Source organism: Pullulanibacillus sp. KACC 23026, assembly GCF_029094525.1.
Taxonomy (GTDB): domain Bacteria; phylum Bacillota; class Bacilli; order Bacillales; family Sporolactobacillaceae; genus KACC-23026.
Map to the genome: position 1 here is coordinate 716,887 of NZ_CP119107.1, position 21,891 is coordinate 738,777.

Annotated in this window: 20 protein-coding genes; 14 read left to right on the top strand and 6 right to left on the bottom strand. The window is 34.4% G+C overall.

Annotated features, from left to right (window positions below; translation table 11 throughout):
* The first annotated feature begins 229 nt into the window (after window positions 1–229).
* The 12 genes from galU (at window position 230) to PU629_RS03225 (ending at window position 11,997) form a co-directional block, all read left to right on the top strand.
* Complete coding sequence (gene galU, locus PU629_RS03170) at window positions 230–1,105, top strand: UTP--glucose-1-phosphate uridylyltransferase GalU (protein WP_275282825.1); 876 nt, start codon at window positions 230–232, stop codon at window positions 1,103–1,105.
* 70 nt (window positions 1,106–1,175) lie between these two features.
* Window positions 1,176–1,841, top strand: a complete 666-nt coding sequence (locus tag PU629_RS03175; protein WP_275282826.1) for a sugar transferase — start codon at window positions 1,176–1,178, stop codon at window positions 1,839–1,841.
* 191 nt (window positions 1,842–2,032) lie between these two features.
* Window positions 2,033–2,524: a PssD/Cps14F family polysaccharide biosynthesis glycosyltransferase gene (pssD, locus tag PU629_RS03180; RefSeq protein WP_275282827.1), complete on the top strand. Its 492-nt coding sequence runs from the start codon at window positions 2,033–2,035 to the stop codon at window positions 2,522–2,524.
* Window positions 2,521–3,012 (top strand): glycosyltransferase, encoded by a 492-nt coding sequence (locus tag PU629_RS03185; RefSeq protein WP_275282828.1) that lies wholly within the window; start codon window positions 2,521–2,523, stop codon window positions 3,010–3,012. The genes pssD and PU629_RS03185 overlap by 4 nt, the downstream gene beginning before the upstream one ends.
* Before the next feature lies 1 nt (window position 3,013).
* Window positions 3,014–4,111, top strand: a complete 1,098-nt coding sequence (locus PU629_RS03190; RefSeq protein ID WP_275282829.1) for a glycosyltransferase family 1 protein — start codon at window positions 3,014–3,016, stop codon at window positions 4,109–4,111.
* Between the two features lie 31 nt (window positions 4,112–4,142).
* The gene (locus PU629_RS03195; RefSeq protein ID WP_275282830.1) at window positions 4,143–4,799 is read left to right on the top strand and encodes a DUF1919 domain-containing protein; all 657 of its coding nucleotides are present in this window, start codon (window positions 4,143–4,145) and stop codon (window positions 4,797–4,799) included.
* Window positions 4,800–4,839: 40 nt separating this feature from the next.
* Window positions 4,840–5,850, top strand: a complete 1,011-nt coding sequence (locus PU629_RS03200; protein WP_275282831.1) for a glycosyltransferase family 2 protein — start codon at window positions 4,840–4,842, stop codon at window positions 5,848–5,850.
* Window positions 5,851–5,908: 58 nt separating this feature from the next.
* Window positions 5,909–6,889 carry a glycosyltransferase family 2 protein gene (locus PU629_RS03205; RefSeq protein WP_275282832.1) on the top strand — a complete coding sequence of 327 codons (981 nt, stop codon included), beginning with the start codon at window positions 5,909–5,911 and terminating at the stop codon, window positions 6,887–6,889.
* A gap of 5 nt (window positions 6,890–6,894) precedes the next feature.
* Window positions 6,895–8,004 (top strand): hypothetical protein, encoded by a 1,110-nt coding sequence (locus tag PU629_RS03210; protein ID WP_275282833.1) that lies wholly within the window; start codon window positions 6,895–6,897, stop codon window positions 8,002–8,004.
* Window position 8,005: 1 nt separating this feature from the next.
* Window positions 8,006–9,241, top strand: a complete 1,236-nt coding sequence (locus tag PU629_RS03215) for an O-antigen ligase family protein (protein WP_275282834.1) — start codon at window positions 8,006–8,008, stop codon at window positions 9,239–9,241.
* A 19-nt stretch (window positions 9,242–9,260) separates the two neighbouring features.
* Entirely contained in the window at window positions 9,261–10,655 is a 1,395-nt protein-coding gene (locus PU629_RS03220; protein ID WP_275282835.1) for a lipopolysaccharide biosynthesis protein, read from the top strand.
* A gap of 319 nt (window positions 10,656–10,974) precedes the next feature.
* Entirely contained in the window at window positions 10,975–11,997 is a 1,023-nt protein-coding gene (locus PU629_RS03225) for an NAD-dependent epimerase/dehydratase family protein (protein ID WP_481900470.1), read from the top strand.
* A 497-nt stretch (window positions 11,998–12,494) separates the two neighbouring features.
* Here PU629_RS03225 and tnpC read toward each other — a convergent pair whose 3' ends face one another.
* The 5 genes from tnpC to PU629_RS03250 form a co-directional block, all read right to left on the bottom strand.
* A complete protein-coding gene (tnpC, locus tag PU629_RS03230; protein WP_275282836.1) occupies window positions 12,495–14,075 on the bottom strand; it encodes an IS66 family transposase in 1,581 nt (526 codons plus the stop codon).
* Between the two features lie 78 nt (window positions 14,076–14,153).
* A complete protein-coding gene (gene tnpB / locus PU629_RS03235) occupies window positions 14,154–14,507 on the bottom strand; it encodes an IS66 family insertion sequence element accessory protein TnpB (RefSeq protein WP_275282837.1) in 354 nt (117 codons plus the stop codon).
* A complete protein-coding gene (locus PU629_RS03240) occupies window positions 14,504–14,692 on the bottom strand; it encodes a hypothetical protein (protein WP_275282838.1) in 189 nt (62 codons plus the stop codon). The genes tnpB and PU629_RS03240 overlap by 4 nt, the downstream gene beginning before the upstream one ends.
* A 1,455-nt stretch (window positions 14,693–16,147) precedes the next feature.
* Window positions 16,148–18,241 (bottom strand): triose-phosphate isomerase, encoded by a 2,094-nt coding sequence (locus PU629_RS03245; RefSeq protein WP_275282839.1) that lies wholly within the window; start codon window positions 18,239–18,241, stop codon window positions 16,148–16,150.
* 375 nt (window positions 18,242–18,616) lie between these two features.
* Window positions 18,617–19,258 carry a DeoR/GlpR family DNA-binding transcription regulator gene (locus PU629_RS03250; RefSeq protein ID WP_481900496.1) on the bottom strand — a complete coding sequence of 214 codons (642 nt, stop codon included), beginning with the start codon at window positions 19,256–19,258 and terminating at the stop codon, window positions 18,617–18,619.
* A gap of 226 nt (window positions 19,259–19,484) precedes the next feature.
* On the opposite strand from PU629_RS03250, the gene PU629_RS03255 reads away from it, so the two are divergent.
* Window positions 19,485–21,017 (top strand): YifB family Mg chelatase-like AAA ATPase, encoded by a 1,533-nt coding sequence (locus PU629_RS03255; RefSeq protein ID WP_275282841.1) that lies wholly within the window; start codon window positions 19,485–19,487, stop codon window positions 21,015–21,017.
* The gene (locus PU629_RS03260; RefSeq protein ID WP_275282842.1) at window positions 21,017–21,571 is read left to right on the top strand and encodes a transposase; all 555 of its coding nucleotides are present in this window, start codon (window positions 21,017–21,019) and stop codon (window positions 21,569–21,571) included. Before PU629_RS03255 ends, PU629_RS03260 begins: the two co-directional genes overlap by 1 nt.
* Window positions 21,572–21,644: 73 nt before the next feature.
* Here PU629_RS03260 and PU629_RS03265 read toward each other — a convergent pair whose 3' ends face one another.
* A complete protein-coding gene (locus PU629_RS03265; RefSeq protein ID WP_275282843.1) occupies window positions 21,645–21,827 on the bottom strand; it encodes a DUF7713 domain-containing protein in 183 nt (60 codons plus the stop codon).
* Between the last annotated feature and the right edge of the window lie 64 nt (window positions 21,828–21,891).

Consider the following 21,891-nt stretch of genomic DNA (forward strand, 5'->3'; position numbering starts at 1 on the left):
GGTTTATTGGGTCATGTCTCCTAAACCCCTATCAAGTGGAGATACTCGGTTCTGCTGTGGGTCGATCTACGACCTTAGATGCTTGTCGTCACTAGCAGAATGTGAGGCGGGGTTGGATGCCCTACTAATCTATTCATTTTTTATAGCTAGAGTGCAGCCTACTAATTTGGTTAGTAGGCTCTACTGTGTCTATAAATGAACATTCAATATAAATGATGGAGGTATAGATATGAAAGTGAAGAAGGCGATTATTCCGGCTGCGGGGTTAGGAACGCGATTTTTACCAGCGACAAAGGCGATGCCTAAGGAGATGCTTCCAATCGTTGATAAACCAACGATCCAATATATTATTGAGGAAGCGGTTCAAGCAGGGATTGAGGACATTATTATTGTAACGGGTAAAGGAAAGCGCGCCATTGAAGACCATTTTGATCACGCCTTTGAGCTTGAGGATAATTTATTTAAAAAAGGAAAGCTAGAGTTACTTGAAAAAGTAAAGGAACCGGCAAAGGTTGAGCTTCACTATATCCGTCAAAAAGAACCAAAAGGTCTTGGACATGCCGTTTGGAGTGCTCGCAAGTTTATTGGAAATGAGCCGTTTGCTGTTCTTCTTGGTGATGATATTGTTCAAGCGGACCAACCGTGTATTGGACAACTCATGTCCCAATATGAACAAACGGGAGCATCCGTTATTGGGGTACAAGAGGTTCCATATGAAGAAACATCGCGATACGGAATCATTGCCCCAGGTAAACAGGATGGGCGATTATTCGAAGTCAATCAATTTGTAGAAAAGCCAAAAGATAGTCTCCCTTCCAATCTAGCTATTATGGGGCGTTATGTCTTAACACCTGAGATCTTTGAGTTCCTTGATAAGCAAGAAATTGGGGCTGGCGGCGAAATTCAACTGACTGACGCGATCCAAATGTTAAACGAAAAACAAGGTGTGTTTGCCTATAATTTTGAAGGGAAACGCTATGATGTTGGGGAGAAGTTAGGGTTTATTCTAACGTCTATTGATTTTGCCCTTCAACATCAAGAGTTGAAGAGTGATGTTCTTTCCCATTTAGAAGCGATCTTGCGTCATGAAGGCATCCTTGCTTAAACGAAAAAACTTGTTCGTTGAGAAAGTTACTATATTTATTTTGTAATAAGAGGTGTGAGGAGGGATTTAAATGGAGCCTCAGCGGATCGAGGCGGCGAGACGTTTTGTGAATGTCAACGCCAAAGATAATAGAGTCTATTTAATTATGAAAAGAACCATTGATATTCTAGGTGCACTTGTAGGACTTATTCTTCTATCTCCTCTTTTTCTTATTGTGGGTCTCTTAATTAAAACAGAAGATTCAAAGGGTCCTGTATTCTTTACCCAGAAACGAGTCGGGTTAAACCAAAAAGAATTTACGATGATTAAATTCCGATCGATGGTGGTCAATGCTGAGGAGATGCTGGCGTCATTAATGGAGCAAAATGAAGCGTCAGGTCTTATGTTTAAAATGAAAAACGATCCTCGTGTTTTAAAAATTGGAAAATTCATCCGGAAAACAAGTATTGATGAGCTTCCTCAGCTCATCAATGTGTTAAAAGGGGATATGAGTTTAGTGGGTCCGCGTCCTCCATTACCTTGGGAAGTAAACGAATATACGAGCTATGAATTACAACGGTTAACCGTAGTACCAGGCTGTACGGGCTTATGGCAGGTCAGCGGTAGAAGCAATATCGGATTTGAAGAAATGGTTGAACTCGATTTAACCTACATACAGAAGCGTGACTTCTGGTATGATCTCAAAATTATATTTAAAACAGTGATTTTGCTGTTTGGTTCAAATGACGCATTTTAATGAAATTGAAGTATGTATAGTATATATTTTAAATTATAGACAGTGAGATAGGTTTGGAATAATAATCAAATTATTAAATTTATTATTAAGGTTGATTAAAAAAGCAATCTGTATTCTTTACCACAATTTATAGTCTCCAAGAGATTTTTAGTTATTGCAAAAAAAAGTTAAGATTAAGGTTGGTAATTATTATGGAAAAGTTTTTGAAAAAAAATAAAGGAAATTTAAATATTAAAAAACCAAAAATATGTTTAGTTTCTTCATCAGGAGGTCATTGGGAACAACTCCAAAAGTTGCAACCACTCTTAGAAAAATATGAAGGTTTTATGGTAACGGAACAAACACGTTTTGAAGCAGAAGCAAAGTATTTTATGAGACAAACAGATTTAAAGGATAAAACTATGCCTTTTAAAATGTTATGGAATACAATTTATGCACTATTCATATGGTTCAAAGAATCACCAGATTTTGTAATAACAACTGGAACTATGGTTGCATTTCCATTCTATTTGTTATCAGTAGTTTTTAGAAAAAAATTTATTTTTATTGAGACCTTTGGTCGAGCAAATATGCCTACAGTTGCTGGGAAAATAATGGAGAAACATTCAGATTTATTCATTGTACAATGGGAAACGCAAAAGAAATTCTATAAAAAAGCAATATACGGAGGATGCCTTTATTGATTTTTGTAACAGTAGGTTCAAGAAACTATCCATTTGATAGATTGTTTATAAAACTTGACGAATTGTATGAAAAAGGTTTCTTAAAAGAAGAAATGTTTGCTCAGATTGGTGTTTCTAAATACAGACCTAAATATTTTGAGTTTAAAGATTTTATTTCACAAGAAGAATTTAAACAAAAAGTAGAAGAAGCTAGTATCGTAGTCAGTCATGGAGCATCAGGTTCAATTATGAAAGCATTGAATGCTGGTAAAAAAGTAATAGCTGTAACGAGATTGGAAAAATACGGAGAGCATATTAACGACCATCAAATACAGAATAATGAAGCATTTTCAATTAATGGGTATGTAATTCCTGTATTTGAAATGGAAGAACTTGAAAAAGCATTTCTATCAATTTACGAAGGAACCGATAATCTTAAATCCTGGAAGAATAGTGATCCAAAATCAATTATAAATATAATTGACAATTTCATTCAGGAGAATTGGTAATATGAAAAAAGTAAAGATTTTAGTAATACCAACTGGTGGTATGGGTTTAGATGGAATCACAACATCAGTACTAAATTATTATAGGAATTTTGATCGAAACAAAATTCATACAACGTTTATTGCAACTAAAATAAAATGTGATGATAAGTTATTTATAAATATTAGTCGAGAAATAGCTAATAACGGTGATAGTATTTATTACATTAATCGCTCGAAGAATGTTTTTGTTTACTTTGTGGAGTTAATAAGATTAATGTATAAAGGTAAATATGACTTAGTACACATCCATGGTAGTAGCAGTTTAATGTCAATTGAATTGCTTGCTGCAAAACTATCGGGAATAGAAGTTAGAATAGCACATAGTCACAATACTACATGTGAACACAAGTTAATAAATAAATTGTTATATCCATTTTTCTTATTTTTAACAACTTATAGAGTTGCTTGTGGTATAGATGCTGGAAGATGGCTATTCAAAAAGCATGATTTTACTGTAATACGAAATGGAATAGACTTCCGTGATTTTAAATTTGATAAAGAGAAGCGAAAGAAAGTTAGAGCAGAACTAGGAATTGAAAACAAAAGAGTAATAGGACACATAGGATCTTTTAATACTCAAAAAAATCATTCCTTTTTAATTGATATATTTAATGAAATTGTAAAATTAGACGAGGACTCTGTTTTAGTACTTATAGGTGATGGAAAGAAAAGATCGGAAATCGAAGAAAAAGCCAGTAAATTTTTATTTAAAAAAAATATATTGTTTTTGGGTCATAGAAATGATGTAGCTGATCTATTGAACGCCATGGATCTAATGATTTTACCTTCATTATATGAAGGTTTGCCTTTGGTATTAGTTGAGTGGCAAGCCATGGGAATAATCTCTTTAATATCAGATCGTATAACTAAAGAAATAGCTGTAACAGACTTAGTTAATTATGAGCCATTAGAAAGTGGTTCATCAAAATGGGCTAGAAAAGCATTAGATCTGTTGGATAAAAAGAAACCCTCTACAGATTATCCAAGTTTAGAGGAGTATGAAATTTCATGTAATGTACGGAAGTTAATGAGTTTGTATTATGAGTTAGTTAGTTGTTGATACTTTTTCGATAAGGAGTAAGGAGGAAATGATGAAGTTAACTATTGAAACTATAAGAATAAAGTTAAGAAGATACTATATGAAAAAAACATCTAATTTACGCAAAAAAAAAATCAAGAATACTGACTTTACTATTTTTTCGAATAATTGTTGGGGGGGGTTTGTATATCAAAGTTATGGTTTAGCATATAACTCACCAACAATTGGATTATTTTTTATGGCAGGTGATTATTTGAAATTTATATCAGAAGTTAATAAATGGGTGTATGCTGAACTTGAATTCATTAAACCAGAAAATTCGAAGTATTCATCGCATTTTAAGAACTGGGACAAATTTGGCACTTATCCTATTGGAAAATTTGCGGGGAGCGATATTGAAATACATTTCCAACATTATAATTCTGAAGATGAGGCTTATAATAATTGGAAAAGAAGGACAAATAGAATTAATTGGAATAAAGTTTTGTATAAGTTTAATGATCAAAATTTATGCACATCTGATCATATACGTAAATTTTCTAATTTACCACACAAAAATAAGATCTGCTTTACTAGTAAGGATTATAGTATTCCAAACACTTACCATATAAAATGTCCTAAAAGATACTCTGAAATTCAAACATCGTATGAACCTTTCGGGAATTCTAGAGTTATTAATGTAAATAAATTAATCAATTCTATAACGTAATTAAAACAATTTATGTTGTTTTGAAAAGAGCTGACTGGATATGGAACTAATTTCAATTATTGTACCCGTCTATAATGCAGAAAAATATCTATTACTGTGCGTTGAAAGTATTCTTAAGCAAACATATTCTAATATAGAGGTAATTCTTGTAGACGATGGATCAACAGATTCAAGTGGAAATTTATGTGATAAGTTTGCCGAAAAGGATAAACGTGTTAGGGTAATTCATAAAAAAAATGAGGGTTTAGGCCTTGCAAGAAATTCTGGACTTCACATAATCAATGGAGTGTACGTTACTTTTGTAGACGCTGATGATTATGTAGATGATAACTTAATAGAGCTTTTATACTCATCATTAATCAAAAATGGAGCGGATACTGTTATAGGTGGTTTTAAACGTTTTCTTGACTCAGGAGAAATAGTATACCTAGAGAAATATAATACTAGAAACTATAGTAATAATGACGTTATAAATGAATTGTTTATACGTATGTTAGGCAGTTCTCCTGAAAAATCAGACTCAATAAAAATGTCAGTTTGGAATGTACTTTATTCAACTGAATTAATTAAAAAGAACGACTTAAAATTTCCTTCAGAACGAGAATTCATCTCTGAAGATATAATATTTCACACGCAATATTTTCAATATTCATGTTCTACAGTTGTTATAGACTCTTGTGCTTATAATTATAGATTGAATAACAATTCATTAACAACTACTTATAAGTCTGATAAATTTTTCAAATGTAAAGTTCTTTATAATAGAATGAGAGAGAATTTGGAAAATCTCGAGTTGGATAATAGAGCTTTTAAGAGATTGCAAAGGCAATATTTCGTTTATATTAGATCATGTATTAAGCAAGAGCACACAAATCCATATTCAAAAGCTATTACAAATATAGGAGAAATATGTAAAGATGAACAGTTAAAAAGGATAATAAAAGAGTACCCAATAAAAAAATTAGGTTTCAAACAGAAGGTCTTTTTAAGGTTAATTAAATTTAAAATGGTAAGGGTTTTATTTTTTTGTGCAAAATACAAACTGATCTAGGAGAATTTTTTTTTTGTTCCAATAATTTATTATCATGAGAATTCACTTAGGAGTTTATATGGATAAAAAAGTAAGTGTAATTATACCTAATTTTAATGCTGCAGATTTCATTAGTGATTGTATTAATTCGGTATTAAAACAAACATATTCAAATATAGAAATAATTGTTGTTGATGATGGATCGACTGACAACTCATGGAATATCATACTTGATTTCAAGGTGAAACATAAGAATATTCTTGTCACTAGACAGGTGAATTCAAATGCATCCATAGCCAGAAATAGGGGGATCGATATGGCTAATGGTGATTATATTTTATTTTTAGATTCTGATGATATTTTATATAAGAGTGCAATTGAAATTCTGGTTCATAAAATTAAAACAACAGATTCAGATTTAATATTAGGAAATTTTGTTTTAACTGATAGCAAGGGAGAAGTTATTCACAATTATTCTATATCAAGAGATTATAAATACTCTGGTGACAAGTTTGATTATTTGGGCTGTGTTCCTAATCCATCGAATAAATTATTCAAATTAGAAATTATTAAAAATCATTCAATATACTTTGGTAATGTTAGGATTGGGCAAGATTTAAATTTCTTTCTAAAATATATGCTTTTTTGTAAAAAAATACAAACTGTAAATGCTAATATATATATGTGGAGAATGCTAGAATCAAGTGTGAGTAATCTAAAATCTTTTAGGATTTTAGATATAACTGAAAGCTTTAGAAATGTAGAAATGTTCTACAAATTAAATAATGCAAGTTCATTATATGATAAATATATAAAGATAATAGAGTATAGACACTATTATTTGCAGATGGAAAAGCAAAAAAAGTTTAGTAATAAAAAAGCAAGAAAAGTAATAGTGAATTTTTTTGAATTGCATTTAAACAACCTTTCTGTTGATAAATGCCATAATTTCTCTATTTACAAAAAGGATTATATAAAATGTAAGATGAAATTAAAATTTAAGACATTTTATATATCTAGGATTTATTATTGGTTGGATAAAAAGTTTGCTCGGAGGTAAAGAAGATGTTGAGTTATCTTAGTAAAATAAAAAAAATAGCAGATAATAGAATAGAGGAATTTAGCAGAATAGGACATGCAATAGAAGGATGTAATGGTCCATATAACAACAATGATACGCCAATTAGGAATTCAGCTCATTGGATAGTAGTTTATGGGTTTTTGTATGAAAATTATAAAGAAAAGAAGTATCTTGAAGTTTTAGCCATACTTGCTGAATACTTAGTAAAAAACGATAATTTTGGAGACTCAGGAGCAATCATATGCCGAAAAGACAAGAATTGTGATGATACAAATGGACTTATTGGCCAAGCGTGGGCAATAGAAGGGCTAATAACTGCATATAAGATATTAAGAGAAAAAGCATATTATGAAAAAGCTGTTTCAATTTTTTTCACACAGGAATTTGATGAAAAGATCTGTTTGTGGAGAATTGTTGAAGGTAATGGTAACAATACAGGTTTGGATTGGGTATATAATCATCAACTTTGGTTTGCGGCTGCAGGATCTTTAATTATTGATGTAATGTTTAATGAAAAAATTGACACTAGAATTCGAGCTTTTTTAGGTAATTACCGAGTAACTTTTGGTGTTCAGCCATCTGGCCTCATTTACCATTTAATTAATAATAAAAATAAATTTGTAAATAATGCAAAGTTTGGATTGAAAATGTTGTTGACGGATCTTTGTTTAACTAAGAAGTATAAAGAATTAGCGTATTTAGAAAAAGGATATCACCTTTTTAATTTATTTGGTTTTGCTTTATTATACAATAAATACAAAAATGCTGACATCTTTAAATCTCTCAAATTTAAACGTTCTTTAAAATATGGCGTTTCCCTTATAAATGAGTTAGGTGAAAATGAAGAAAATTTTAACAAATATAGTTATGCTTATAACTCACCTGCATTCGAATATCCTTTTATATCAAGAGTTTTCCATAAAGATGACGAGCTCGTTTATGAAAAATTATTGAAAATACATGATCACATTACATTCAGTGATACAACACTTCTATATGATAGAAATAACCATGATCCTGAAACTCTGACAGCACGAATGTATGAATTAATTAGGTACTATCAGATTAGCCATATTAAAAACAAGAGGCGATAAGGTGGAATCGGTGAATAAAAGGATCTTTAGTAGATGGCAACTTATATTATTTTTCATGTTGATTCCAAGTTTATTACCTGATTCATTATATCAATTTTCAATTATAACAGACGCTACCGCAATTGTTCGTTATTTATTACTAATATATTTAGTTTTAAATATATTTTATAAGCAAAGAAGATTCAGTTCGATATTATGGCTGATTTTGATTTCTCTGATTACACAAGTTATTTCTACTTATTATAATCCTACTGGAGACTTAGGTGAGTTTCTGAAATCCTGTCTTAAAATAATGGAGACATGTTTACTTTTTGATTGGGGAGTTAAGAAAAATTCAAAAGAGTTTATTAAAACATTATTATTTATATTGGAACTAGAGATTTATATTAATCTCATTACAATAATCGTTTTCCCTGGTGGAATGTATTCTTCAGGAGCTTATTCTACAAATTATTTTATGGGATATGACAACACACATATTCGATGGCAACTACCTGCTCTTGGGATTTCGTGCATATATTCATATGTTAATTATAGGAAAATTTCAATTCGAACAATAATACTATACATTGTTGTTTTGCTGTCCAATGTTCTTGTCTTTGCAGCAACCCCAATTATTGCAACTATAGGATTCGGATTAGGTTTAATATATTTATCAATGAAGTCAAAAAGAGGTTATCAACGAGGAATTAAGATATTTAGTATGAAAACAGCATTACTGTTTGGGATTGTTGGAAGTATTCTACTGATAGGCTCAACCAGTAATTCTTCTATTATTTCATTCTTTATTAATATATTTCATAAGTCTCCGACATTAAGCGGTAGAACTATAATTTGGCAAAATACTTTAGCTTTAATTTATCAAAAACCGTTATTGGGTTATGGTTATGAATTACCTGATGTTGTTAGTTTAAAACTGGTAAAAACAATAGGATTTGGGACAAACCCTCACAATTATTATTTACAACTATTGTATCAAGGTGGAATTATACTGGGTATTTTAGTAATTCTAATATATCTAATCATTGATAAGAAATTATCTAATTATAAAAATTCAACTGTTTCAAGTATCTTTGGAATCTGGTTTCTAATAATTGCTATAATGGGTACAACAGAACCTCAAGATGGTATATATCTTCAAATCGCTTGGGTATTAGCATATAATATTGAATTTATTCTTGATGAAACATTAAGAGATTTGTATAAAAAAAAGAGAAGAAAACTGGTTTGGAATTAATCTTAACTAGGGGATTTTTATGAAAAATAATTTGGTAAAAAATACACTTTTATTATCAATTGGCAATTTTGCTACTAAAGGGATAAATTTTTTGATGATTCCTTTTTTCAGTAGTTGGTTATCTACAGCTGATTATGGAACCTTTGATCTATTAAGTACTTATGTATCACTTTTAATACCTTTTATTACACTTTCAAGTTCAGATGCTATTTTTCGATTCGGTATTGATAAAAGTGAAATTTCAGAGAAGACCAAGTATATTACAAATGGTTTATTGCTAAATTTATTTAATACCTTCTTGTTCTCAGTTGTATTAATTATTTGTTACATTTATAATGATAAATTTACTATAATTCCATTTTTGTTTTTACTTATTAGTCAAATCATGATGAACTACTTACAAGGATTTCTTCGTGCAACAAAAAAACTGGAAATCTATTCATTCGCTAGTATAATTTCAACAGTTTTTATTGCTTTGTTTACAACTATATTGCTGTTGAAATATCATTTAGGCCTCACAGGTATCATAATTGGCTATGCTATAGGTTATTTTGTCGGATCAATATTTGTAATAATATGGACTAAACATTGGAAGTATTTAAGTTTGAGCAGTTTTTCCATTAGAAATATAAAAGAATTAGTAAAATACGCATTACCTTTAATACCAAACAATGTTTCATGGTGGATAATTAATGTTTCAGACCGAACAATTATTAATATATTTCTAGGTCCTGTTGCTAATGGGATCTATGCTATAGCTTATAAAGTTCCTAATTTTAGTGCTTCAATTTTTAATGTGTTTAGTATTTCATGGCAAGAAACCGCAACAGATTTAATTGATTATAAAGAAAGACATGTTTATTTTAATCAAGTATATAATAAGACAATTTCTATAATGATTTCATTATGTGGAGGTTTATTAACTCTAAATTATTTTTTATTTCATTTTGTTTTTGATAAACGATATTTCGATGCTTTATACATTTCTCCTATATTGATTACTTCTGTAATTTTCGTGTCATTGACTCAATTTTTTGGTGGGATACAGATAAGCTTGAAAAGGACAAAAGAAAATGGCTTTACTACTTTAATAGGGGCAATAATTAATTTAGCAATATGTTTAGGTTTAATTAAATTTTTTGGATTATACTCAGCGGCAATAGCTACTCTTATTTCTAATATTGTTGTAACGCTTATTAGGCAATTTAGATTGACTAGCAATATGAAATTCAAATTAGATAAAATAAATTATATATATATATTTATATACATTTATTTATTTGCAATTATTTATATAAGTCAAAATATAATTGTTAATTGTATAGATATTATACTTGCTATCATTTTGTTTGTAAGTGCTAATAATGAATTCTTATTGAAAATAAAAAAGAGACTTATCTTTTTGAAAGTTTAATTCGATTATATGAACAAAAATAGTAGTTTAATAATTTGTTGTTCTTAACTATTAGCAAGAAATCATAGCCACTGACGAGGAAAAATATATTAGGGTTTATTTGTCAATTTATTTGGTGATCAATTCAAATCTTAGTAGGGAAATAAAAAGAACCTTCTAATTTCATAGACTTGTTTAAGATAGGAAATCTCGATATGCTTTTACCTTATATAGTGTTACGGGCTCTTATATTAGAAATAAAAATTGCTGTTTTAAAACTAATAAAAATTAGCACAATACTGGATTATGGACATAACATTATAATTTGGAGGCAAATATAGTGATCAAAGATATAAACTTAAATAAGACTTATTTTGTGACTGGTGCTGCAGGATTTATAGGCTATTATTTAGCAGTTAATCTTTTGAAAATTGGATGTAATGTAATCGGGATTGACAACTTGAATGAATATTATGATATAAAACTAAAAATTTCTCGCTTGGAAAAACTTAAGTCGTATGAAAAATTCACTTTTGTAAAAGGGGATTTAATTGATAAAGTACTAATAACTGACTTATTTAACAAGTATAAGCCAAATATAGTGATTAATTTGGCAGCTCAGGCTGGAGTCAGATATTCAATTGAAAATCCAGATGTTTATATACAGAGCAACATAATCGGGTTTTATAATATATTAGAGGCTTGTAGATATTTTAAGGTTGACCACTTGATTTATGCATCATCTAGTTCTGTATATGGAGCTAATAAAAAAGTTCCTTTTGAGGAATCCGATTTTGTAGATAATCCGGTATCACTATATGCAGCTACTAAAAAATCAAATGAGTTGATGGCACATTCATATAGCCATCTTTATAATATACCTACTACTGGACTTCGCTTCTTTACAGTTTATGGGCCTATGGGGAGACCAGACATGGCTTACTTCAGTTTCGCAAATAAATATTTTTCTGGAGAACCTATTAGAATATTTAATAATGGAGATTTTGAGAACGATTTATATCGAGATTTCACTTATATAGATGACATTATAGAAGGAATTTCAAGGTTATTAAATAACCCTCCGTCTACTCCAATACCTCACAGAGTATTTAATATCGGTAATAATAAACCTGAAAAATTAATGAATTTCATTAGTACTTTGGAAAATGCTTTTTCTAATACTCTTGGTAGGGAAATTATATTTGAAAAGGTCTTCGAACCATTAAAAGCTGGAGACGTTCCAGCTACTTATGCATCGATAGATCTGCTTCACAATGAATTTTCCTTTAAGCCAAGTACAACAATTAAAGAGGGACTACAGAAATTTGCAGATTGGTATGCAAATTTCTATAATATTAAATAATGTTATTACCGTAATAATTTTTAATACATTAGATACTAGCTATAATCTAATAAATTTTCACATAATTGATTATCTGTATGTCGTTTCAAATAATGCATATAAACAGCACCTCCTAGTACTATAAATGTATTAATTTAGAGAGGTACTTTTCATAGTAAGGTAAGCCCGAAATAAAGAAAATTATGCACAAATAACGGTACACATCACGATAGTATTTCGTATATTTTTGATTTTAATTAAGTAAATGACTATTTTTATATAAAGATTGGATGTTTTTTGACCAAGGCATATATTGACTTATAATTTCTGGTCCTCTATGAATATCTAATTCTGGCAAATCCTTCTTATCCACTACAGTAATGTACCTAAACGTATCTATTAATGCTAAAATAGGAAATGGAGTATTATATTGTAGGCCCGAAATATAGAAAAAAGCGCACCTTTACGGTACGCATTACAAATAGCCGTATATTCTTGATGTTTTATCAAAAATACGGCTATTTGCCACATTCTAATTGGATATTCTTTGACCAAGGCATATATTGTTTTAGAATTTCTGGATCTCTATGAATATCTAAATTTGGCAGATCAGTTAGTAACTTTACAAGATACTGATAGAAATCGACGCCATTTGCTTTAGCGGTTTCTGCGAGGCTCAAACAAACGGCATTTGCTTGAGCACCAGCTTCACTTACGGAGTGAAGCCAATTTTTCCGACCAATAACACTTGGCCGAATGGCATTTTCAGCCGGATTATTATCAATTTCAATCCGGCCATCATTTAAGAATGCTTTTAAGCCATCCATCCGGTTAAAGGTGTACTGAACAGCTTTTGCTATGGCGCTTTTCCCCAAGAATGGTAAACCTTCAATCCACGACAGTAATTTATCAACGATTGGCTTTGAATATTTTTGCCGTTGCTTGCGTCTTTTACTCGGAGGTAAGTGCTTGAATTGTCTTTCTAACCGATATAAATCATCACAAAATTTCACACCGGTTTTCCCATTCTTACTTTCTACTTTCAACCAATAACGTCGGACGTGGGCCCAACAATTCGCAAAGGTTACGCCTTTAATTTTGTCATAGGCGGAATAGCCATCGCAGATAATGGTTCCAGAAAAATCACCTAGAAAGTTTCCAAGAACAGAGCGAGAGCGCGATAACGAACTTTGGAACAAAATAATCGTGGGGCCTTGACTAGGGACACTTCGATAGACCCAATTGTAGGCGTTAGTCTGTCCGGATTTACCATCAGATCGGTTAATAATTTGTCCGTAAGTTTCATCAACATGTAAAAGAGATTTAGTCATTACAGCTTGCTTCATTTGTTCGTAAATAAGCAATAACCAATCCTGAGAAACACGGATGACCCAATTTGAAAGATTTTTATCATTGGTTTTTAGACCATATCGTTCCCATTCCTTTACCTGACGATAAAGGGGCAAGTATTGTATGAATTTATCATAGATCACTTTGGCAAGGACACTAGGACTTGCGAGACTCCGTTGAATGGGAGGTTGCGGGGATTTTCCGCGTTTAATCTGTGCTTTTTGATGTAAATCAGTTTTACAGTCCTTACATTCATAGGCATGTTCAATGTGTTGAATTTTCTTCATTCTTGCTGGAACAAACTCTGCTTCTTCACGCGTAACGGTGCTACCAATTTCAATCATTTGCCCTTGACAACAGTCACAGACCAAATTTTCAGGGTGATGATGAACAGCTTCTATTTCAATACCGTCGTCCAGTGAATCGTTCCGTTTTTTATTTTGAGCTTTTCGTACAACAGTGTAAGAAATCGTCTGTTGGCTTTGTTCTTCTGTGTGCTCAGGTTCGCTAAAAGACGGGTCAACCTCAAATAATGAAAATTGTCCCTCTGGACCGTTATATTTAGATTTCTCGGTTTTTGAACCATATAAACGTTTTGTTAAATGGCGAATTTGCTCGGTTAATGCTTCAATCTGTTTAGTTGATTGATCTAGCTTTTTTGATAGATCCTTGTTTTGTTGATTGGAATGATCCAATTGCTCTTCGAGAAGTCGTATTAACTTCTCGTTATTGTTAGAAGCATTACCCATACTATCACCACTTTTCCGATCGTGTCAGTTCTTCCTATTATACCATCTCGAATAGCGGTTGAAAGATAAAAATCTAATTTAAAATACACTTGCCTGCGATCTTTGAATGGCTTTGGGTTGCTGGAGCGATAAACCTTCTAACAACCAGCGAAGCTCTTGTTGTGTTAGGTTACGTACTTCCTTTTCATCTTTCGGCCATTGGAGTTTTCCGTTATCCAATCGCTTATAAAGCATGGCAAATCCATTGCCATCAAAATACAAACACTTATATCGATCTTTACTTCGACCAGAGAACAGAAAGATGGAATCCCCATAAAGGTCAAGTTCGAAAGAATCTTGAATCAAAGTTGCGAGACCATCGATCCCTTTTCTCATGTCAGTCTTACCGCAAATAATATAAATGTTTTCCACATTTGTATAATCGTGTTTCATCGATTTTTCAGCTCCCTCATGACCGTTCGGATGATGTGCTCCTCAATGCCGTTATGGAAGGTAATTTCTGTAGTTGCCGTTTTGATCATGCACGTGGGACTTGAGGATAGAGCTAATGATTTTGCTGCTGCAGTATATTCGTTATGTAAAGTAACGGGGACGATAGTCAGTTTTTTCTCTAGCATATTAAAAGCACCTCCTTAAATTAATTCATCAATCGTACCAGGAGGTGCTGCTGTTTTATATGCGTGATTTGAATTCGGGCTTACCTTGTTCCTGACACCATTGGGTAATGCCCAATCCACTTGTTTTCCATGCATCAACACGTGTTTTCTATTTTATTTGTTTTTCTGAATGGGTCAATCTAATAACCTCCCAAAGAGTTTTCTAGGAAAATTATTACATGATTGACCTCAGATTCCTATGTGTGATTTATTTGACGCTTACGGGAAGATGAGGGGAACCTGAAGGAAAGTGTATCGGTAATTCAGCTCTTGAAGGAGTGCCTTAGTGTTTTGTCTTATCCAATTGAATATAGACCGATTTTTTTATTTCCAAAACTTGTTACCTTTAGGTGAAGGTTTTCAAAAAAAATAATTATAGATATTTTCTAAATTAATGTGATATTATTTTAATAGCTAGGAAACGCGGGATGTTGGTCTGGTAAACAATCATTTAAATAACTGATTAAACTCAATACCTCGTTAGCTGCAGCAACGCTGATATTTTAACGAGGTGAACGGAAAATGAAGAAAAAGATAATGTTGTTAGTAGCTATTATGGTACTATTATTACTCCTTCTAGGTGCGAGCACTGGTTTACTCGGGGTACACATCGTACTTAACTCAGGTAAACTATCTTCATACTTAACAGTTGTCATTACGATAATATTAAGTATAGTGGGTGGAGAGCTCCTTAAGCTCATCATAAAAAGGATGTCAGATTGAGTATTACTCAATAGGGAGACATTCCTCACCCACTTGGGGATTCCCCTAAGTTTGTTGTCAAAGGCAAATTAGGGAGAACGTAATAGATACCTAACATTATCAATTCCCATTAGAGGTCACCGTCAGCGTAGAAGGATTCTTTTCAAAACGTTTGCCCTAGACATTTGTGGAGAAAAGGGTCCTTTGTTGCTTTAATTGAGAAATTATTAGTAAGCGTAAAATAGTCCACACCTATTTCTTAGATGTGGACTAATGTTATGCTTTATTCAGGTTTATTTGGAACGCGACATTCCTTCGGTGTAAGTCAGTCGTTCGAGGTGTATAAGGGATGAATATTGTTTTGATGGACGTGCCGGTGAAGGAGCCTCGAGAGCGTGTGTTGTCTGCCCTTTATGCTAAAGGCGTGGGGAAGGTTCTCGAGTTTCCCAAAATAATAAATCAAGCAAATTGATGACGGCAGTTTAAAAGTATAATAAATAAGCGACTGGCTGTTGGCTAGTCACTTTTTATGTAGGTAGGGAAGTTGAGGGCTTCCCTCGTATAAAGAGTGGTTGGATGGTAAGAGATAGCTGCTTGCCTTGAAGGTTACCTAAACTCTCAACATATGCTTTTGTTTTTCTTTTAAATCGAAAGCATTATGATCAGCGCCAACACCAATCTGTTGGCCTTAAGTTTTAACCATTATCAATTTATTTATTTATTTACCTTCTTAACTCCCCATAGATGGATTGCTTTTCCTAACTCAGTATGTTCCTTGGCTGCTTCTTCAATACTTATTCCTTGTAGCACTGCGTCTATGGCCTGACGCATAGCACGAGCACCAGCCGTTGCTCCGTCAGGATGTCCTTGGATGGAACCACCTGGAGCCAAGATAATGTCCGTTCCCAAATCATTAATGAACAGTTCCGCTTGGCCCGGATGTACCCCTCCACCCAAAGATGGGAAGGTTGGTTTTAAATTATAGTAAGGAAGAGATAGTTCATGTGCTGTGCGAATATATTTCAGATACTCAAGTGGGTACCCTCCGTATGGGGTGTTCATCATAACAATGTCGGCACCGGCTAATCTCGGAAATTTACCTATTGCCAATGGAGAGGTCATGCCGCTGTTTTTCCCCTCGTAGAACATTCCTGAACTTGCATAATGCCCTAATACCGGTACTGGTACACTCTCAGAAACGGCTTGGAACATACTGTAACCTACTGCTGCAAAGTTGAGCATAATCAACTCAGCTCCAGCATCAACGACTCGCTTTACGTGATCTAACTGCCTATCGGCCCGTTCGGTAACATTCACTATGTATCTAGTTTTGTGACCAGTTTTCTCGAATACGGCTTTAGCTGCCTCATTGTAAAACCTTACACGTTCCTCAGCCCGACAAAATTCCGGGTTTCCTAGCAACTCATCATCTTTGATGAAATCAACACCGCCTAAGGCCGTTTCGTAAAATATTTTGGCCCCAACCTGGGGAGAGAATCCTATGCATGGCTTGATCATGTTTAGGACCAAGGGGCGATCTTCCACACCAGTTAGTTTCCTGAGACCTTCAATTCCAAATTTGGGACCGACAAATTGTTCAGATAAACTCTTTGGAAATTGAAGGTCAACGAGTTTTACCTGGGCTGATGTTGAAGCATCATTTCCTAGAAGTGTGGTAAGAATCATTGGAAAGGATGCTTCAAAATTAACATTTGGATAAGCAATTTGAATGAGATAAGTACGGGTTTGGGAGGTATGTTGAGAGCTCAGTTCAATTGGAGGTACATCTATAATATTGACAACGCGTCCCATGTGGTTTTCTCTCATTTCATCTGTTATTCCAGGAACTGGAACCCAAGTGCCAACTGTTTGACCAATGGCCATAGAAGAGGCCTTGGAAATCACATTACTATCGCTGTCTAATTCAATATAATAGGTTGCCAAAATAAAATCTTTATTGTGGATCTCTTCATGTAAGCTGAACAATTGGTTAGGGATCATTGAGTTTCTCCTTTCTTTCGTTGGCAAAAAAATTGGAAGAACATTTTGAATAATCCTGCTGAAATTTCTGGCATTCCACGCACTTCTGCCAATAAAGAGGCCATCTATGTGAGGCATTTGAATAAGCTCTGTTGCATTTTCAGAGTTTACACTCCCGCCATAAAGGACTGGAATATCCCACCCAATTTCTTTCCCAAACAGTTCCGCCAAGGTTTGTTTGATGAGTTTATGTTTTTTGTCAGCATACTCTTTAGTGGCAGGCACCCCGCTAGTTCCAATGGCCCAAACAGGTTCATAGGCAATCCAAAGTTGTTGAGCCATTGATGAGGTCACGCCTCGCAAGCCCAATTTTAATTGCCTTCGGATTGTTTCCTCAGCAATACCCCAATCCTTCTGTTCTAGCGTTTCACCGACACACAGCAAGGGAGTAAAACCATGGTGTAAAGCGCTTAGCACCTTTTTATTTTCTTCAATATCGGTTTCATGAAGAACATGTCTTCGTTCGGAGTGTCCAATTTCAACAATTTTAACCCCAACTTCCTTTAGCATGATTGGAGATATTTCACCGGTAAATTGACCATTATCTTCCCAACACATGTTTTGAGCACCAATCGATATATTTTCTGCGGGTATACATCTTACAGCACTGTCGAGGGTAATAAAGGAAGGAATCACAAACAATTCGAGTTCCTTCCGTGAAAGATCTTTTGTAAGCTCATTTAATTCCTTTAGAAATAACAACGTATCCTGAATACCTTTATACATTTTGGTATTTGTCCCGATGTAACATTTGTCCGTCCTCGCCATATACACACCTCCTCAAATAGGGATCTTCACAGAAGTGTAATTTCCTACCTAGAAAGCTCATCTAAAATACAATTGAATTCGGAAACAACTAATGTCTCTCTGCGGTACATTTATCTTGTGAAATAAGAAAATGCCAACTTTTTATCAACATTCAACAAGACTAAATAATGAATAGTTATATACAATTGCATTCAATACAACAAAAAGACACAACATAACACATCTATTAATTATTGTTATGATATATATTTAGAAAAATTACGGAGGTTCAGTGTACTTTTGTTACTAAATATTGTGCTATGGAGATAGGGAACATGGAAATCTAGTATGGAATAAAGCTTTTAACCATATGACATCATCTCCTAAAACTATCCTCTACTCGTTATCGTGAAAACTATCCGGCCTTCCCTCATCAAAAATACCACAATCAAATGATTGCAGAGCACTATGCCATTCCGGCCCTAGGGGTTTATCTGTAACTATTGCATTAATTTTGTCGAAGCCACAAATATGCATAAATGAGGTCTGGTTAAATTTTGAGAAGTCCGCCACCAGATATCGTTCCTTGGATCGTTCGATAATTGTTTTGCGAACTTGGGTCCATAATTCATTTGAATCAGTACAGCCGTTCTCAATAGAAAGAGAACGGCAGGATAAAAATGCTTTGTCTACATAATATTCCTTGATGGCTTTTTCAGCCCCAATACCGTAGAAGGCCTGCTCCTTGGCAGAGAGAAAGCCTCCAGCTACTATTAGGCGAATGTTACCTTGATGGGCCAAATAATTCGTTATTGTCAAAGAGTTGGTTACTAAGGTTAATCGCATGTCCTTAATTTCTTTTGCAATGTAAAATGCGGTTGTAGAGTTATCCAGAAAAATGACATCCCCATTGTTTATGAGGCGTTTACACTTTTCGGCAATAAATGTCTTACTCTCGACGTATACGGATGTTCGAATGGTTGAATCGATGAGATTTTCAACGCCGGATTGTATGAATGCACCCCCATAGGAGCGCATGAGTATACCTTCTTGTTCGAGAGCTCGAAGGTCGCGCCGAATTGTTTCATCAGTGACTTTAAACATTTTTGCAAGTTCGGCTACAGAGGCACTTTTTAAGGGTGGTGCCTGTCACCACCCGAATTGTGTCGAAAAATCGTTACCGAATCAATCTTGACAGCGTGTGTCATTCGGTTGATAATCAAACTATAGAACGTATGTTCGAAAGCGATTAGGAGGCTTGTCGATGACGACGGTGATTCCGAGTATTGGACTGAAAGGCATGGAAGGCTATGTGGTAGAAGTAGAGGTTCAGTTAGTTCCAGGTATAGAGGGGATGAGTATTGTGGGGTTGCCGGATGCATCGGTGAAGGAATCACGTGAACGCGTGTTGGCAACGCTTTATGCTTATGGGTGTGAGGTGTTGGACAAGAAGATCATCGTAAATTTATCCCCATCAGAGCAACGGAAAAATAGTCCAATTTTTGATTTAGCGATGGCTATAGGGATTATGAAAGAGAGTGGGTTTATTAAACAAGATATTCCGAAAGACGCCACTTTTTTGGGTGTTTTGTCGTTAGGTGGAGAGGTGAAGCCTGTTGAAGGGATGCTGCCAGCCATTTTATCTGCCAAAAGACAAGGATTTAAGGTCCTGTATGTCCCACCAATATTAGATGTTCCGATCCATAAGATTGAAGGAATTGAATGCCGTTTTGTGTATTCAATAGATGACGTTATCCCATCATTTTCGGGTCAGATGTCGACCTTTCAATTCTCCCAAGTTACCTCTCTTTCCTCGCCCCCCACTGCCTCTTTTAAGAAAGATTTCAAACAGGTGATTGGACATGAACAAGCGAAGCGGGCTTTGGAAATTTCCGCTGCGGGTGGGCACAATGTGTTGATGTCTGGTCCTCCTGGTTGTGGAAAGAGTTTGTTATCTGAATGTTATCCTTCACTTTTACCAAATTTGTCTCCAGAGGACTATTTTGAAGTGCTTTCCATCTATCAATTAGCGGGTGTGTCACCTTCCGCTCCGCATTTACCACCTTATCGGTCTCCTCATCATTCTGCATCTTCCGTCTCTTTAATTGGGGGCGGTTCTCACCCAAAGCCAGGTGAAGTGTCACTTGCCCATCGAGGCGTCTTATTTTTAGATGAGATGGCAGAATTCCCAAAGCGAACATTAGATATGCTGAGGCAGCCTATTGAAACTGGACGGGTCACCATAAGTCGAGCGACTGCGACCGTCATGTATCCAGCACGTTTTATCCTTCTTGGTGCCATGAATCCTTGCCCATGTGGATATTTGGGTTCCAATGAGGTGTATTGTACGTGTACACCGAACCAGATCCAATCCTATAGAAACAGAATTTCTGGACCAATCATAGACCGAATGGATATCCTGTTATCTTTATCTCCGGTTCAGCTAGATATTCAAGCCATGACGCGTAATGAGTCATCTGCTCAGATTGCCGAACGTGTGTTGGAGGCAAGAGAACGTCAACACAAACGGTATCAAGGCGAATCGTGGAACGGCACGGTATCGGTGGGCGACCTCTTAAAGAAGTGCCCTTTATCACCGCATCAAGAACACATGTTAAACCAAGCGTCCCGAAAACAGCAGTGGAGCACTCGAACCCAAGTAAAAATCATTCGATTAGCACGAACGATCTCGGATTTATTAGGATCACCGGAGGTAACCGATGAAGCCCTGTGGGAAGCGTTAACGCTCAGAAGATGGTCCTATTCCAAAGACATAAAAGTGAGTCGTGGGTCATAATGGGACGTTCAAAACGAAGCTGGTCACCGAATCATTTTTATCACGTCGTCATGCGTGGAAACCGCCGGGATGCATTATTCAGAGAGCCGACTGATTTTACGACCTATCTTCATATACTCGAAACGGTCCATGATAAAGCCCCTTTTGAACTTGCCTCGTATTGCCTCATGACCAATCACCTTCATCTCCTCATTCGTTCACACAGTCAACCACTATCTAAAGTGATGTCACTCCTTAATAAACGCTATGCCAATTACTACAATACCCGCTATCGCCTGACAGGACATGTGTATGAAAAACGATATTATTCCAAGATAGTGGATTCCAAAGAAGGGATGTTAGAGGTCAGTCGCTACATCCATCTTAATCCTGTTGAAGCCCGTATGGTGGAGTCACCAGAACAGTATACTTGGAGCAGTTATCGCTTCTTTCTGGATCATCCCATTATTCTTCCTCCATCCTATATGAAGACTTATATACTGCTGGATTATTTTACAGGATCACCTGAAGCAAGGAAAAGAAAGTATTGGGAATGGTGCCTTTCTTTAGATTGAGTACAACTAAAATAAACCGGTGAGTCTTATTTATTGAAACCTGTTGATTCAAGTTTTATATAACATGAGAAATTTATTCATCAATCATCTCGATTTTAATTTTAAATCCTTCATAACGCATGAGATATTCACCAAGTTCTTTCCATGAGAAAGACTTATCCTCTATTTTGATTAAAGGAAGGCTTCCGTCTGTATCTTGATCGTAGTCGATTTCCCCTTCATAGGTATAGACGCATTTTTTAGGTGTGATCTCCATGTAAGTGATTCCTCCTTTTTTGTTAGTACAATCCTATTTCTATTTTTCCTTGAAATCCATTATG

What these genes read in the sequence shown, in the direction of transcription:
- galU (WP_275282825.1), top strand. Translation starts at nt 230, where the DNA reads ATGAAAGTGAAGAAGGCGATTATTCCGGCTGCGGGGTTAGGAACGCGA.
- PU629_RS03175 (WP_275282826.1), top strand. Translation starts at nt 1,176, where the DNA reads ATGGAGCCTCAGCGGATCGAGGCGGCGAGACGTTTTGTGAATGTCAAC.
- pssD (WP_275282827.1), top strand. Translation starts at nt 2,033, where the DNA reads ATGGAAAAGTTTTTGAAAAAAAATAAAGGAAATTTAAATATTAAAAAA.
- PU629_RS03190 (WP_275282829.1), top strand. Translation starts at nt 3,014, where the DNA reads ATGAAAAAAGTAAAGATTTTAGTAATACCAACTGGTGGTATGGGTTTA.
- PU629_RS03195 (WP_275282830.1), top strand. Translation starts at nt 4,143, where the DNA reads ATGAAGTTAACTATTGAAACTATAAGAATAAAGTTAAGAAGATACTAT.
- PU629_RS03200 (WP_275282831.1), top strand. Translation starts at nt 4,840, where the DNA reads ATGGAACTAATTTCAATTATTGTACCCGTCTATAATGCAGAAAAATAT.
- PU629_RS03205 (WP_275282832.1), top strand. Translation starts at nt 5,909, where the DNA reads ATGGATAAAAAAGTAAGTGTAATTATACCTAATTTTAATGCTGCAGAT.
- PU629_RS03210 (WP_275282833.1), top strand. Translation starts at nt 6,895, where the DNA reads ATGTTGAGTTATCTTAGTAAAATAAAAAAAATAGCAGATAATAGAATA.
- PU629_RS03220 (WP_275282835.1), top strand. Translation starts at nt 9,261, where the DNA reads ATGAAAAATAATTTGGTAAAAAATACACTTTTATTATCAATTGGCAAT.
- tnpC (WP_275282836.1), bottom strand. Translation starts at nt 14,075, where the DNA reads ATGGGTAATGCTTCTAACAATAACGAGAAGTTAATACGACTTCTCGAA.
- tnpB (WP_275282837.1), bottom strand. Translation starts at nt 14,507, where the DNA reads ATGAAACACGATTATACAAATGTGGAAAACATTTATATTATTTGCGGT.
- PU629_RS03240 (WP_275282838.1), bottom strand. Translation starts at nt 14,692, where the DNA reads ATGCTAGAGAAAAAACTGACTATCGTCCCCGTTACTTTACATAACGAA.
- PU629_RS03245 (WP_275282839.1), bottom strand. Translation starts at nt 18,241, where the DNA reads ATGGCGAGGACGGACAAATGTTACATCGGGACAAATACCAAAATGTAT.
- PU629_RS03250 (WP_481900496.1), bottom strand. Translation starts at nt 19,258, where the DNA reads ATGCGCTCCTATGGGGGTGCATTCATACAATCCGGCGTTGAAAATCTC.
- PU629_RS03255 (WP_275282841.1), top strand. Translation starts at nt 19,485, where the DNA reads ATGACGACGGTGATTCCGAGTATTGGACTGAAAGGCATGGAAGGCTAT.
- PU629_RS03260 (WP_275282842.1), top strand. Translation starts at nt 21,017, where the DNA reads ATGGGACGTTCAAAACGAAGCTGGTCACCGAATCATTTTTATCACGTC.
- PU629_RS03265 (WP_275282843.1), bottom strand. Translation starts at nt 21,827, where the DNA reads ATGGAGATCACACCTAAAAAATGCGTCTATACCTATGAAGGGGAAATC.